Source organism: Paenibacillus sp. J31P190, assembly GCF_059692075.1.
This window is the reverse complement of sequence record NZ_JCAUAS010000033.1, coordinates 25,090-39,850: the sequence shown is the minus strand read 5'-3', so window position 1 is coordinate 39,850 and position 14,761 is coordinate 25,090. Positions and strand designations below refer to the sequence as shown.

Sequence of the window (14,761 nt, the reverse complement as noted above, 5' to 3'; positions counted from 1 at the left end):
TGCTTTCCATGGCTCTTCTTCTATCTATTTCAAATAAAACACTTCACGCATCGGTTGGATTGGCACCGCTTCGCGGAAGTCGAAGGATCCGACGACCATCTTCGAAGTAATCGCATTCCATCGATTACAAGCTTCGCTTTCTGCTAAATAAGCGAAAGCAGCTTCTACATCATCGCACAAGAAACAATAAAAAAATTGTGCGCCATTTTGAAAGATCGAGTAATCCCTAATCCCGGCTTTCGTGTGTTCTTCCATAATTTCCGGCCATGGAGCCAGATGCATAGTCACGTATTCCTCTAAATCCTCTTCACGTATGGTCCATGTCCAAGCGAATTTCCCACTACTCGTCATACGGTCACCCTTTCCCATTAACATTCAATCAATTGTACTTTACCGCGACAACATCCTCCCGTCAATAAATTCATCGTCCAAGCTTTTATGCAGAAAAGACGACAGCCAATTAGGGCCGCCGTCTCTTATTGCACCGTGTTTATTATTCGATTTTACGGGATGCTCCAATAAACCAAACGAGAAAAGCGCAGCACAGTAGTGCAATAAAGCCATAGCCGCCGAACACGTCATACTTTGAAGCGAAGTAGCCGAAGCCAAGACCTGCGAGAGTGTGCACTAGATTCTGCCCTAACGACTGGAACGAATCGATCGTTGCCCGCATGGAGGAATTGATCCGGTGATGCAAGTAGCCGGTGGCGATCGGCTCCATCACGCCAGAGAACAAACAAATGAAGAGCATCGCTGTGAGTCCGATGAAATCCTTACTAATGGCAACATAGCTGAAGCCGACGGCGAATACAACCATAATCATGAAAATCAACGCTTTATAGCTGAACCAACGTAACAGCACGTGTGCAATCAAATTGCCAGGGAGCTGCAGCAGCATGATCGCGGCGGAAAACACGCCGAAGTATACAACCGGCATACCCAATCTGCTCACGTACAATTGCCAGAATTCTTCAATGTAGCCCATGGCAGCACCTGTCACCATGGCTGAAAGCATCACAAGTGTGACACTTGGATTCGTTCGAAAAAAACGCAGAGACACAGCGACATATGTCTTGAAAGGAATAACTTCTTCGTGAGAAGTGCTGTCTTCTACAGCAGGCTCAATCAATAGCAATGAGAGGACTAGAGCGATTATAGTACTGCCGAGTGATATCCAATAGTTCAGCTCAAGGCCGTATTTACTAGCGAGGAAGCTTCCGCACAAAGCCGCAAGTATCGCGGATACGAAGTCGCAGGCATTCAATCTGCCAAGTTGCTTTTCGAACGAAGAGGCCTTCCCTTGCAGCTTTAAGGAATCGTAAAGCAAGGCATTTTCTGAGCCGCTGCTAGCTGATCTACTTACGCCCGCCAAGAAAACGACCCAGGCAAAGTGCCAAAATTCCGTCGCAAACAGTAGAATCAGAAACTCGCTGCACGCCAAGAGGGCGCTTAGTACTAGCATCCTTTTTCGGCCCCACTTGTCGGCCATAATGCCAGTCGGAATCTCCAGAAGGACGATTGTCAGGGCGTAAATAATTTCGGTATACACGACCATCTGAATGGTCATACCCCGCTCTTCCCAGAAAAGCCTCTCGATGACGTAGGCTGGGATAAGGCTGGAAAAGAAGCGGAGCGCAAATAGTTTGGGGAGATTGGCTGTATAGTCCATGAAGGAGCTCCTTTCCTAAATCTGATTGGCTAATTGGGCTCAATCAATTCAGGGGGCGCTCGCGGTGGACTAGCGGTTACGTCTTAGCAGGGAGGTCGTGCGAAAGCTATCATAGTGAGGTCTCTCCTTTCATTCAGATTATGGTTATCCCCATCATAAGTTGTGAAACAGGGAGCGTCAATGTGATTATTTGAGCTGCTTTTCAATGCCTTTAAACGGATTATCATCCGTATGATGTCCGTGTAGATACCAGGCAAGTATGCCCATTGAAATAACCGCTCCGGCTAATCCGAGTCCCATGTCTTTTTGAGTATCAAAAACATCACCTTGAAGTCCGACATATTCCTCCCCATGTTGCCCAGCTACATAAGCAGCTACCATCTCTATAATTTCGAAACTGGCACTGCAACTAAAAACGACTGCCCCGGGAATGGCATATGACCAAAAACCACGCTGTGCGGCGGCTCGGGTTAGCAATTCACGGAATGGATATGCCCAGAACAAACCGAATGTGAAATGAACGACCCGATCGTAGTAGCTTCTCTGGGACTGAATCGAAGCCTTCAGCCACATATCAAAAGGTGTTCCCTGATAGGTATAATGAGCCCCATAGGTATGTAAGCAGAGAAAAATAAACATGAGTAAATAGGAAGCATTAGAGAAACGGAAAACTTTATAAGTGAAAGCGAGAACAAGCACGACGATAACGGGAAGTATGCTCTCCATAAGCCATTGAATCCGGTCAGTGGGTGCGATAGCCGTGAATCCCCAATACACAGCAAACACGAAAATCATCAAGTGCAAAAGCCAATTGCGGGAAAATGGTATGTCGGTGTTGGTCAGCATGTTGGTCCGTTCCTTTTACACAGGCTGCTAATCATGTAGAAGTCAACCTTTCTTCCGCCTTGTTTTTTTCTGGATATAACAAAATCCCGTTAGCCATTTCGGCCAATGGGAGATTTATGAATGACTTTAGTCTTCTGGGGTACGATCCAAGTATAAACGAGTCACTGAAGTAGCATCGCCCTTCTCAACATCTTCATCGGTCGCTTTTTTTTCAAGTGGATCATGCGTGTTCATACCCGGTGCAATTGTCGGCTCGTTATGGTTGGATTGGGACTTATCTTTCAAATTGATCACCTCCATCAACCATAGTTTGGATAAATATGCCGATTCTATACAACAAATATGTACCTGAATAACTTCAAGAGCCATCGGCGAACGATTGGCCCTTGGCGGCGAGGGCTTGGCGAATCTGATCCAAGGCCTTTGGTCCCATACCATGCAGCTTCAAGATCTCTGCCTCAGTGAGCTTACTGAACTGCTCTAGCCGCAAGTATCCAGCACTAGCAAGCGCTCGACGTGCTGGACTGCTTAACCTCGGAAGGTCAGATTTCTGGTCACCGTTAATTTCCACATGATTAATTTCAATGTTTTTGTTCTTTGGCATATTTTGATCTCCTTTTTTCCTATTAAAAAAGAATAGGGCTGTCTAATAAAATCCATCTTACTACTCTACCATAATATGGTCGATGTTACGGGAGCCGCGACTTTCCCATGTCGAGTTGCTTGATCCGATCTTCTGATTTTCAAAATTTGATTTAAGTTTCATTCAGCTTCCGTTAGGGCAAATGGGCTATAGTAGTTACCTATGTTGTATTTTCTACAACAATGTACACGCCTAAAGGCTATTTTGCAGCTTGAAGTTGCAGTTTGTACAATATATGGTAATAAATACAATAAATTAAATAAATTGTATTTACGTATATAGGCTTTCTGATCATGTCAGCTTTTTTGCATCGGTAATGTACTTTTTGCAACATCATTCAACCGCGAATATGGATTTCATTCATTCAGTCCCTACAATTGGGCAACTTGCAACTTGCCTATCTAAATCCGCATCTTAGTCACAGCGGCAGCTCCTTGTTATGAACAAACAAAAGAGAAAGCCCTCCTGATGAATAACATCAGAGTTCTTTCCCTTTGTCTTATTTCAATTGAATCGCACACTCGCCACGACTGGATAATGGTCTGACGGATAGCGACCGTTGTACACGCTTCGGTCGACGTTGATTGAATTCATTTGAATTTCGGGAGTCACGAAAATGTAATCTATCGGCTCTCCCGTGTCGCCGCCGTTAAAGTCATGCCAGGTGCTGCCTACATTATCGTCCGCGCCATAACCATTACAAAGCCCCGCTTGTGTCAGAAATTCGATCACATCGCTGCTTGGGCCGCAGTTAAAGTCACCCGTCAATATTGTCGGAATCCCGTCTCGGCCGTCCATGGTGCGGATTCGTTCTACAATAAGCTGGATGCCGTTCGTTCTAGCTTTCTCACTCATATGGTCCAAGTGAGTATTGAACACGTACCACTCCTGTCCGTCTTGCTGCCTCAGCCGTACCCAGGTGCATATTCGCGGACAGCCAGCGTTCCAGCTCATGTAACCGAGCCGTTCAGGATATTCGGATAGACCGAAGTTCCCGCTCTCGACTGGCTTCAGCAAACCACGATGATAGAAGATGGCGCAATGCTCGTCTTCGTTCCCTCCCTGACGGCCTTCACCGAGCCAGGCGTAATCCGATAGCAGCGCTTGCAGATCCTGCAGCATAGTGTGCGTTCCCTCCTGCGTGCAAACAATCGCTGCCCCTGCTTTTTTTATGGCCTCTGCCGCTTCATTGATACGGTTCGGCCATGCATTGTCGCCATCCTGCTTGACATTAACCCTCAGGTTAAACGTCATCACCGTTATATCCATTGTTCTCCTCCAATAGTTACAAATGACCTGCCAACTTTGTAAGAATTTGCGCTTGTTCTGTCGTCAATTTTTTGCCGCTTTGGGCTTCCACTTCGTTAAAGAAAGCATGGAGCATGCCTTCCTTTGCCTTTAGATTTCCTCGCTTCTCCGCTTCCTGAGCATTCAGAAGCTTGCTGCAAAGCCCACTTACAATCCCCTGATCATCAGCTATAAACTGACGAATGAGTCCACACACCCCGTCATATGTCACAGAAACCTGAAACGTAAATGTGGCAGTACTGGTATTTCCTGCCAAGTCTGTGGCCGACACCGAAATATCGTGGCTTCCAGGTTCAAACGTATAGGCAGGTTGCCCAACGAGTGAAGATGAACACGAATTCGTAACCAGTCCGGATAATGCGTCTGCAGCTGTGCAGCCAATATAGACCGCTTGTTGTACAGTATACGAACGTTCGCCCGAGAATTCAATAACCGGCGCCGTTTTGTCGATCCGGATATCCATCGTTCGTGGAGTCTCCTTGATACCTGAGAAGTTCGTAGCGGCATACGTCACGCTCGTAACCCCTTCGGCAGATATCGGGAATTGGAGTGATGATCCCTTTACGGTCGTTTGAGCAATCTGCTGCGCCCCCAATGCCGAATAGGTGATGGTGTAGGCACGGTTTGCTTCAATCGTTACGACAGCATCCTTGTTGATCCATCCGCTTTCGTTCGGAGACGGATTGATGCTTGCGACTGAGATTGGCGGGACTGAATCTTTGACACTAATGAAAAAATCATCATAATACGCCGATGAAATATTATAACGGCTCGTTACCGCGATTAGACTAGCGTAAGCTGCGTTGGCCGGCGCCTTTCCTTTGAGAGTCACTTTCTGCCATTGGGCTAATCTGGATTCGTCCAGATGGATTTCGAGTGTGGAGATCGTCGCGTTGTTCTTATCAAAGAAGCGGAACATGAATCCCGGTTGACCTGACTCAATGTACAGATTGACGCCCGCTTGGTATTCTTCCCCAGGTTTAACCGGAATCTTGTCACTTTGTACGGCAACGGAAGCTGTCCGGAGTTTATCCGTGATCTTCAGGCTTTTGGAGCCAGAGAAGCTGCGCTCGCCGCTGATCTCAAACCGGTAATCTGTTCCTGTCGCGAACAAGGAAGTCCAGCCGGGAATGACGCCATTATTCACATTATCTTCCAACCCTGCGTTGCGGACAGGAACTGGGATGCCCGGTGGCTCCTCCACGATTTCCCCATCTACCTTCATTCGGTATAAAATTGTATTGGTCGCCTGATCGGTAAAGTACAAGTTCCCATCCATTCCCAGATCAAATCTTGATGTGTCCGCCAACGTGCGGAACTCCAGCGTTTGCGGATCGATAACGGTTAGTTTGTTATTAAAGAGTACGTAGAGCAGTCCGTCCTCCGACCAGCGAAGCGGATGATGAGCCCATTGGCTAAAGCTCAGACTCGGATAGATTTTCTTACTTTTTACAACGTTGTACGTATTGGGATCTATGGCAAAAATGTACTCGTAAGATGCGCCCCAGATTAAGCCATCCGGTCCGACGGCCAGATCACCGATGAAGATCGGTTTCGTCAAGCCGGGAACCCGAAGAGGGAATTCAGCAATTTTTTGCTCCTTATCGACATCCCATACGAAGATTTTTGCTTCCTCTTCCGTCGGTTCGGAGCCAAGGCCGTTCCGGATTGTAGTGGATCCATATATTTTGCCATTAAGGTAAGCTGTGCTGAGTACGCTTTGATTCTGGACAACGTTGCGGTGAACTTTCGTTTCCCCCGTTGCCGAATCATGTACCGTTAATGAACCGCCTAACGTCCCATAACCGGATATCGTGGAAATAAACAGCTTGCCCTGACCGCCTGTGATATTTACAAGCCGTTCTTGATCATCCCCTAACACAGCTAAACGTTTCGGATTTGAATCGCTCGGTTCAGCTGCCAAGTTGTATGCATACAGGGCGCCTTCCGGATAAACCCCCATATATACTTTATTTCCAACAGGGTATACACTATCCGCTTGACCGATGCTGAAGGGCTTGGCCGTATTATCTGTCAGATTGACAAGCGATGATCGTGCCTGTGACCCAGTCGTGATCAACTGTGTTTCAGAGACGCTCTGGAGTCGGTTCACAACTCCAGGAAGTCCTGGTATAACAGGCGGTTTGAGATAAACCTGCTTCGTTTCGATATTCATTAACGTTACGCCGCCGTCATAACGTACCGTCACCAAGGTTTTGCCGGGCAGTTCAGGGTTATTCGGAATCTCCACCCAATCCGCACCGCGTAAGCCTGAACCATATTCCATTCCTGTCAACGCGACTTCATGCGTCGCGAGATCGAAGGTCTTCAGCTTTTTATCTGACATATAGTACAGTTTTCCGTCTAGTGAGTCCGTGGCATGCAATCCCGTCACATTCTCCAATTGGACGTCCAGCCAAGCTTCTGTCTGCGTATCGTAGATGTAAGCTTCTCCCGGCACCCCGCTGCCATCCGTATAACGGGCAAACAAATATCGGTCATCAATGGTGTCCAAGTCATATACCGTATCATTCTTAACGCTGAGGGAAGCGGCAATATTCGTTTTCATACCCGTTGCCAAATTCACCCTCACAATTTGCTTATGTGCGGTTCCCGCATAAACGTTCCCGCCTTGGTACGCGATAGAACGTACATATTCTTGATCCATTGCGCCAATGACTCGGCCGTAATCCTTGGTCATTTTGGAGGCAGGGTCATACTGGTATACCTTTCCGCCGGGATATGTCCCCACGTAAACACGTCCCTGCTCATCCGTTGTAATACTATTCGGTACGGATTGCCCATCGAATTGGGCTACCTGCGTTGGCGTATGCGTAACCGGCGAGTAGCTCCAAAGCCTGGCCCCGCCACCATCAGCTGCTAGGAATAAGGTTCCGTCAGGGGCGACAGTATGCGCCCAGGAACTCTCCGAAGGGCCGATTGGTATGCTTCGCAACAGCTTATAGTCCTCCAGATCAATGACATTAAGATGCCCCGGTTTCCCTTTGCTCGTCGCATAAAGCACATAATGTCCATCTTCTCGGCCTACAGTGCCGTTGAATACTGCAACCGTATAATTATTCGGAATTAGGAGCTCCTCCGGGGTCCCGTAAGTTTTCTGTGAAAGTCGGCTGCCCTCAGCCGAAACGAAAACAGCACCCCAACTAGTCAAAGTGATTAATAGGACCATCATGAGCACGAACACACGATACTTATTGTTTGGCATTACAAAACCTCCTTAGAGTTATCAGAAATAACCTTCCTTGATTTGTAAGCGTTTTCATATCAAATCGGAACCCGTATGCTTCTTCCTCCTTCATTGTTCTAATACTCCTCAATAGCTTATTTTTTCGTATTTCAACAGTGTTCCTATCACTTTGCCTGGCTGCTCATAATTCCGGTAAGCATCTTCCGCACGCTCCAAAGTGAAAATATCAGATATAAGCGGCTCTACCTTGATTCGCTTCTCCGCCAGCAGACGAACATATTCGCCGATATTCCGGCCTTCTGTCCAGCGCACGTAGCCAATCGGATAATCGCGGTTTTCCAGCTCATATTGAACATCGTACCTCCCGGGACCGCCGGCTCTGGAAATTAGAACCTCTGCTTCCTTGCCGAACATAAGCCCTCTAGAAAACTCAGTCGATAAATCTCCGACAATAACGATCTTACCTTTATCCCTGATCCACTTGAGTGAGCGGTTAATCAGCACTTCACCGGGGCCACTCGCACACAGGATCACACTATCGACGCCATGACCGCCAGTCAGTTGTCCAAGCCTATCTTCTAACTGCTCTTGATCCACAAAAGCATGCCCGCTCCCCTGCTGTTTGAACAACTCAACGCGACTGGCATTCAAATCAATTCCCGCTACTTGAAAACCCGCTGCAGAAGCAATTTGCGCGATCATCTGACCCAAAATGCCTAATCCAACGATAACCGTGGATTCCCCGAATCGTAAATCCGCTGTGCGCAGCGCATGAATGGCAATGGCGCCTAGCCCCGCAAATGCTGCGTCCTCTGGACGGACATGGTCTGGCACAACAGCGGTTAAATTAGCCGGGACAGTCAGCCATTCTGCATGGCGTACATAAGGGGCCCCGTAGCAAGCGACTCTCTGGCCCAATTGCAAACCGGTCACGTTGTCCCCTATCTGTTCAATGACGCCGACGGCGCTGTAACCTAGCAAACCCTGCTGCTCCGAAGCGCGTTTGATATACGTTATTTCGGTTCCGGGACTAATCGCCGAGTACTCGGTCCGTATACGCACATGACCATCGGGTAGGACGCCAAGGTCAATGTCTGTAATCATAATCTTGCCTTTTAGAGCTGCAACAGCCTTCATTCTGGTTCTCCTCTTCCCATCCGAATTCCTAGATTTAATCTTCTGGTTTCTTGCGATATTCACTCGGTGAGATGCCGCAATATTTTTTGAATGTAGTTGTGAACGTGGATGAATTCAAATACCCGGTCTTTTCCCCGATCTCCGCGATACTCAGTTCCGTATGTTTCAAATATTCTTTTGCATGCGACAATCTGACCTTATTGAAATACTCCACATAATTGATGCCGAACGTTTTCTTAAAATAGTTCGAGAAATATTTGGGACTCGTATTCAGTACTTCGGCCATATGATCTAGATACAAGTTCTCCATATAGTGCAGCTCGATATATTGGGAAATGAACTCTGGATTCAGCTTGCTCTTCTGATCATGATTCCGCTTGTTGGCGATGAATCGGACCACCTCTATAAGCGCGTTCTGGATTTCGCCATAACCAAAAGCGTTATCCACCTTCCAACAAAAGTCCATTTCCAATTTACAAAAATCCTTATTTCCGGAAGAATCCTCGACCTGCTTGGAAAGGTAGAAAAATATGCACTTGGCAATATGCGCAAGCTGATGGTAATGGACATTCCGATCCTTATTTTCCTGAATAATCTCTGCAACAATTCGGATGCCATCGTCTGCTTTTCCGCTTAACAACGTATGAGACAGCTTCTCAATCTTCTCAAAAGGAAAATAAATATCCGAGACGTAGCGAATGGCCTCCATGTCGACAATTGTCCGAGGCATATTAACATTCCGGTAAAGCATGCCGTTCGTAAGGTCTTGGTAGGCTTCATTGCAATGACTAACTTTTGAATCGTACAATTTGCTGACGCACCCCCAAACTGAGTACCCTTTCAGCTCTTCTTTCATAGCACGATTTACCAAAGACTCAAGAGCATCCATAACCGTCTTCCGTTCGGAGGCCTGCTCGATACCTATGAGAGCCAGAAACTGCATACTGCCTGCATGAAATACAACAGAGTGATCTACCTTGCTGCTCAATCCGCTGCTCAAGATATCTGTCATTTCCTCAATCCTCAGAAGGGGTTGATCGTACTCCTCGAGACGTTTTACGTGCAGGACAGCCATAACAAACTGACGCTTCCGGAAAAAATCGGAATAATACTTTTGCATTTGTATGTCGTATTCCTGACCATGTGAAAAACCATCCAGCATTTGCAGAAAAATACCTCTGCGCATCTCAGAATCAACAAAGTCCATTTGTTTTTTGAGCGATTCATTTTCCGCCTGCACGCTGACAATGCCGCTGTATATTTTCCGAAAATCGTTCCCCTTTACATGCCCGCCGCCAAGCAATTTGAGTATATCTTTGACCGGACGGTACAAGTAGATGCTAAGAAAGGCGGAAAGCAGAACGGCACTGATGATCGCGCTGATCATAATCATGTGATTGGCGGTTGCAACCGAATTAATATTTTGGAATTGATACGGAACTTTATTGATATAAATGTAATCGTTGTACTCCGACCTATAGAAGTTATATTCGAAATTCTCGCGAGTTAAAGAACCTTCCTGTGACGGATTAAAATAAACATCGTTTAACACCTTATCCAGATTCCATTCCTTGTCCGTGCTGAAAATCATATTGCGGTTAGCATCGAGAACGATCAAGGAAGCTCCCGGAATCATCGCGCTGAGATCGATTTTCTTCAGCAGTTTGTCTGCATTCAGCAGAACCATGACATTCTTATCGGACATTCGGACTTTATTGCCGTCCATAGCCACCATTAAGCGCTGTTTTCTGTTCGTTAAACCGTCATTTGAAACGGAAAAGTCTTCCACCGGAAAAAAAGTTAACGCATGCTTGGATTTGGCAAACGCCCGCCAATACTCATAATTCCAGCTTTCGTGTTTGTACTTTTTTTCAAAAAGAATCTTCAAATCACTGGTGCCTTTAGCCGTAACGGCTAATTCAATGTTGTTGTAAAATACGATCACATCTTCGATATAATCCACGGAAGAGGCCAGCCTGGAGATGTTTTCCTGCATCGTGTATGCCTTTGTCATATCGATGTGCTTGTCTTCAGCTGATTCAAGATTGTCGTACGGCAGTCCTTGGATGCTAAACATGAGATTGTTAACGTTCGTAAAGCTGCTGTCAAACGATTGAATAATATTTTTGATAGCTAACCGATTATTTTGCGTCACTTTCTCATAGATCCCGGAAATGGAATTTTTATAGACAACATAGTTGGATACAAACATGATCACAATGACTAGCAATAATGCGAAAAAGATTTGCAGCAAGCCTCTGTTAGCCATTAATCGGTTCATTGGTGTCACCTCATTATCTCTCACCTTTGTCTCCAACTAATATTCCACATTTGTCTATTTAACCCTTCTCGGAACCAAGCATCACCCCTTTCGCGAAATACTTTTGAGCAAATGGGTAAATTACTAAGACTGGAATCATTGACAATACAATCGTGGCATTTTTCATCGCTTGCGGCGCCAAGGCGGCCCGATCGACAAGGGCGGCATCATTTTCAGCATTGAAGATAAGCATATCCCTGAGTACAACCTGCAAGGGGTACATATCTTTATCGCTTAAATAAATCATCGGGAGGAAGAAGCTGTTCCAATGTCCCATGAAATAGAATAATCCGATGGAAGCAAGGGCCGGCTTGGATAGCGGGATGACGATACTGAACAAGATGCGGTATTCAGAAGCGCCGTCTATGACCGCAGCCTCCCTAATTTGGCTGGACATGTTTTCGTAAAAGCTTTTCAGAATAATCAATTCCATCGTCCATATCGCATTCGGCAGCACAATCGCCCATACTGTGTCCAAAAGTCCCAACTGCTGTACGACCATATAAGTTGGAATAATACCAGCGTTAAAGAACATCGTCATCACAATGGCCAGCATAAAAAACTTGCGTCCGAAAAATGTTCGCTGTGAAAGCGGGTAAGCAGCAATCGAAGTAAACAGCAAATTAATGAACGTCCCAAGCGCCGTATAATAAATCGAATTCAAATATGCTCTTGGAATTTTATCGTTTTTCAGCACTTCCATGTAGGCACCCAGATTGATTCCTTTGGGAAATAAAAAGACTTTTCCTTGTATGACGGATGAGGTCTCACTTAAAGAGACTGCTATCATGTACAGAACAGGATACAGAGTCGCTATGGCTGCACAGATCAATAGGATTCCATTCACAATGCCGAAGACAGACAGTCTGCGTTGTCCTACCATAGCCCGTTCCCCCCGATCCTTTTGCTCAAATAATTGGCACCCAGCAGCATAATCATGGCTACTACCGCTTCGAACATGCCAACCGCAGCCGCATAGCTGTAGTTTGATTCCAATAAACCTTTTCTGTATACATACGTGGAAAAAACATCGGCAACGTCATAGGTCATCGGATTGTATAAAAGCAATACTTTTTCATAACCGATCCGAATCATCGATCCCGTCTTTAAAATAAACATCACAAGTAAGGTTGGCAGCAGTCCAGGAATAGTAATATACCAAATCATCCGGAATCTGCTTGCTCCGTCGACTCTCGCCGCTTCATACAGCGTCGGGCTTATTCCTGCTATCGCTGCTAAATAAATAATCGCTTCATAGCCCATCGTGCCCCATATTTCAGACACTACGTAGATCGGTCGGAACCAGTCGGGATCAATCAGAAAATACTTTTTTTCAAAGCCGACAGCAGAAAGAAGTTGATTGAATAACCCATTGGTAGGTGAGAGAAAATCGATGATCATACTGCTGATAATGACGACGGATAAGAAAGCAGGAAGATAGCTTAACGTTTGAACCGATTTCTTGAACCACTGCAATCTGACCTCATTCAGCAAAATGGCCAATATTATCGGAAAAGGAAAGCCAAATATCAGCGTATAAAAACCTAACAATAGTGTGTTTCTGAATAATATCCAGAAATCTTGATTGGTGAAAAATTGGATAAAATGCTTCAGCCCGACCCACTCACTGCCCAGCACACCCGAGAAGACGCTGTAATCCTTAAAGGCTATAATTAACCCGTATAAGGGTCCGTAACGGAATAAAACGTAGAAGATTATACACGGAATGAAGAGTATTAGCAGCTGTCGATCCCGTCTCATATGCTTAAATGCGGCCGATAATCGGGATTGTGTCTTTGGGTGTTTTTTCGATGATGCTGCCGAAGCATCTGCGATTGGTTGCTGCACGGTTCCATCCCCTCCTTTACCGATGAAGGGCACCCAGAAACTAACTTCTGAACGCCCGGCTCACCATCTCTAGCTGCTTGATCTCTTATTTGGCTGCATCATACCGTTTTTGAGCGTCGTTGTAGACTTTGATATACGCATCCAGTCCTTTTTTCGCAATCGTTTTTTTCCATTCTTCCCATTGGCTATCCCCGTATTTTTTATCAAGGATATACTTGGCGTTAAATTCTTCGGCTGCTTTTTGCAGCGTGGTTTGCAGTTGAGCTAGGGTCGATATTTCTTCATCTGTGAAGTTTAAAATAGGATCGACGGGCTCAAACTTTTTCCCTTTCAGAATCTTATCTTGAGCTTCTCGTTCTTTCTCAGAAAATTTGTAATACACACTGCGTCGATCCGGTCGCAAGTAGGCTCCCTCTAACCACATCGCATAACGGTCTTCCAGTACGCTGATGTCAACCAGAGGCAAATCCTTCAGTTGCGGATAGACAGGGACTCCATCTTTGCCCCACTCAAAATTCACACCCTCGACCCCAATCGTCATCAATTCGCCGCCGGACGGGCTCGTCAAGTAATCAAGCAGTTTAAGAGCTGCTTCTTTGTTTTTATTGTTGGAGACTGTCACGCTAAAATCAGATACTTTAGGCAGTGTTCTTACATTGCCCGTCGGTCCTATCGGATTGGCATAACGCAGATTATAGTCGGGATTTTTGTCCTTAATTTGGTTATAGAATAAATCCAAACGTCCAATCCAATCCCAAGTAACAAAAGATTTGCCGGTGGTCATCTTCGTTGTCCACGAATCCTGTGTATCCGTCAAAAACTCAGGGTCCATCAAGCCTTCGTTGTATAATTTCTTCATGAAATCCAGCATTTCTTTGTGCTCGGGCTGAACGCTCGCATACTTCCAAGTTTTATCCTTCTCGTCATAATAAGAAGGATACGTATCTACGTTGCCTAAGCCCCAGCCGAACGACCAGTCTCTAAAAATATTGGCAAGGCCTTTCGAGGCATACGGGTAGGAGTCCGGATAAGCTTCTTTCAGTTTTTTGAGAGCTTGATAAAACTCTTCCGTATTCGTCCATTCTTTTATGCCTAATTTGTCAAAAACATCTTTTCTAAACATAAAACCGTGATTGACATCCCGATTCAGGTTAAATATAGGCCACGTGTACAGCTTACCGTTTTCATCGCCGTAAGATTTTATGACCCAATTGTTTTCTTCCACATATAATTTTTTGAAATTCGGAAGCTGGTCCGTGTAATCATTGATGGCAACTACACCTTTTTGTTTACCAATTTTCTTTAATTCCGCCGGCTTGAGCCCGCTGAAAATGTCCGGCAGCTTGCCTGAGGCGACAACAACCTTAAGCTTATCTTGATAAGTTTGAGGTGAATACGTCTGGAACTCGACTTTAATGCCTGTACGCTTTAATATTTCCTGAACAACCAGCCGATCTTCTTTAATATTGGATGAATTGCTCGGCAGCATCCAAGTCAGCGTCGTTGGTTTGTCCACCAAAGGAAGCTTTAATCCTCCGATATCGCCGTTAGGATGGGCCGCTGCCGTGGGCGAGCTTACAGGTGTGCTCGTCGCATTGCCGACTGCACCTGCATCCTTGTTTACGTCGGCCTTTCCACTGCAAGCAGCCAGAATCATAATGATCGTTGATAATACGGTAATGATGCGGATCGGCTTTCTTGTCATTTGCGTTCCTCCCTTTTATTTGCATTTACGCTTTTGGTATTTACTTGTAAGCGCGTCAGCTTCCCTTTTTATATTAA

The 14,761-nt window shown here is 45.8% G+C and carries 12 protein-coding genes; all 12 read right to left on the bottom strand.

The features are described from left to right. Positions 1-24: 24 nt before the first annotated feature. Positions 25-351 carry an L-rhamnose mutarotase gene (locus AC58U0_RS33250; protein WP_057303243.1) on the bottom strand — a complete coding sequence of 109 codons (327 nt, stop codon included), beginning with the start codon at positions 349-351 and terminating at the stop codon, positions 25-27. A 142-nt stretch (positions 352-493) separates the two neighbouring features. Next, the gene (locus AC58U0_RS33245; RefSeq protein ID WP_497383050.1) at positions 494-1,669 is read right to left on the bottom strand and encodes an MFS transporter; all 1,176 of its coding nucleotides are present in this window, start codon (positions 1,667-1,669) and stop codon (positions 494-496) included. A 186-nt stretch (positions 1,670-1,855) separates the two neighbouring features. Then, positions 1,856-2,515, bottom strand: a complete 660-nt coding sequence (locus AC58U0_RS33240; protein WP_497383049.1) for a DUF2238 domain-containing protein — start codon at positions 2,513-2,515, stop codon at positions 1,856-1,858. Between the two features lie 126 nt (positions 2,516-2,641). Further along, entirely contained in the window at positions 2,642-2,800 is a 159-nt protein-coding gene (locus AC58U0_RS33235; protein ID WP_497383068.1) for a hypothetical protein, read from the bottom strand. Positions 2,801-2,873: 73 nt separating this feature from the next. Continuing rightward, complete coding sequence (locus AC58U0_RS33230; RefSeq protein ID WP_497383048.1) at positions 2,874-3,119, bottom strand: helix-hairpin-helix domain-containing protein; 246 nt, start codon at positions 3,117-3,119, stop codon at positions 2,874-2,876. Positions 3,120-3,662: 543 nt separating this feature from the next. Then, on the bottom strand, positions 3,663-4,427 hold the full coding sequence (locus AC58U0_RS33225) for an endonuclease/exonuclease/phosphatase family protein (RefSeq protein WP_497383047.1): 765 nt from the start codon (positions 4,425-4,427) through the stop codon (positions 3,663-3,665). 16 nt (positions 4,428-4,443) lie between these two features. Next, complete coding sequence (locus tag AC58U0_RS33220; RefSeq protein ID WP_497383046.1) at positions 4,444-7,692, bottom strand: hypothetical protein; 3,249 nt, start codon at positions 7,690-7,692, stop codon at positions 4,444-4,446. A gap of 108 nt (positions 7,693-7,800) precedes the next feature. Next, positions 7,801-8,811, bottom strand: a complete 1,011-nt coding sequence (locus tag AC58U0_RS33215) for a zinc-dependent alcohol dehydrogenase (RefSeq protein WP_497383045.1) — start codon at positions 8,809-8,811, stop codon at positions 7,801-7,803. A gap of 34 nt (positions 8,812-8,845) precedes the next feature. Beyond that, positions 8,846-11,116, bottom strand: a complete 2,271-nt coding sequence (locus AC58U0_RS33210; RefSeq protein WP_497383044.1) for a helix-turn-helix domain-containing protein — start codon at positions 11,114-11,116, stop codon at positions 8,846-8,848. 34 nt (positions 11,117-11,150) lie between these two features. After that, on the bottom strand, positions 11,151-12,014 hold the full coding sequence (locus tag AC58U0_RS33205) for a carbohydrate ABC transporter permease (protein ID WP_497383043.1): 864 nt from the start codon (positions 12,012-12,014) through the stop codon (positions 11,151-11,153). Continuing rightward, entirely contained in the window at positions 12,008-12,892 is an 885-nt protein-coding gene (locus tag AC58U0_RS33200; protein WP_497383066.1) for an ABC transporter permease, read from the bottom strand. The genes AC58U0_RS33205 and AC58U0_RS33200 overlap by 7 nt, the downstream gene beginning before the upstream one ends. Before the next feature lie 172 nt (positions 12,893-13,064). Next, a complete protein-coding gene (locus tag AC58U0_RS33195; protein WP_497383042.1) occupies positions 13,065-14,684 on the bottom strand; it encodes an extracellular solute-binding protein in 1,620 nt (539 codons plus the stop codon). Positions 14,685-14,761 lie beyond the last annotated feature (77 nt).

What these genes read in the sequence shown, in the direction of transcription:
- AC58U0_RS33200 (WP_497383066.1), bottom strand. Translation starts at nt 12,892, where the DNA reads ATGAGACGGGATCGACAGCTGCTAATACTCTTCATTCCGTGTATAATC.
- AC58U0_RS33215 (WP_497383045.1), bottom strand. Translation starts at nt 8,811, where the DNA reads ATGAAGGCTGTTGCAGCTCTAAAAGGCAAGATTATGATTACAGACATT.
- AC58U0_RS33225 (WP_497383047.1), bottom strand. Translation starts at nt 4,427, where the DNA reads ATGGATATAACGGTGATGACGTTTAACCTGAGGGTTAATGTCAAGCAG.
- AC58U0_RS33230 (WP_497383048.1), bottom strand. Translation starts at nt 3,119, where the DNA reads ATGCCAAAGAACAAAAACATTGAAATTAATCATGTGGAAATTAACGGT.
- AC58U0_RS33240 (WP_497383049.1), bottom strand. Translation starts at nt 2,515, where the DNA reads ATGCTGACCAACACCGACATACCATTTTCCCGCAATTGGCTTTTGCAC.
- AC58U0_RS33195 (WP_497383042.1), bottom strand. Translation starts at nt 14,684, where the DNA reads ATGACAAGAAAGCCGATCCGCATCATTACCGTATTATCAACGATCATT.
- AC58U0_RS33220 (WP_497383046.1), bottom strand. Translation starts at nt 7,692, where the DNA reads ATGCCAAACAATAAGTATCGTGTGTTCGTGCTCATGATGGTCCTATTA.
- AC58U0_RS33205 (WP_497383043.1), bottom strand. Translation starts at nt 12,014, where the DNA reads ATGGTAGGACAACGCAGACTGTCTGTCTTCGGCATTGTGAATGGAATC.
- AC58U0_RS33250 (WP_057303243.1), bottom strand. Translation starts at nt 351, where the DNA reads ATGACGAGTAGTGGGAAATTCGCTTGGACATGGACCATACGTGAAGAG.
- AC58U0_RS33245 (WP_497383050.1), bottom strand. Translation starts at nt 1,669, where the DNA reads ATGGACTATACAGCCAATCTCCCCAAACTATTTGCGCTCCGCTTCTTT.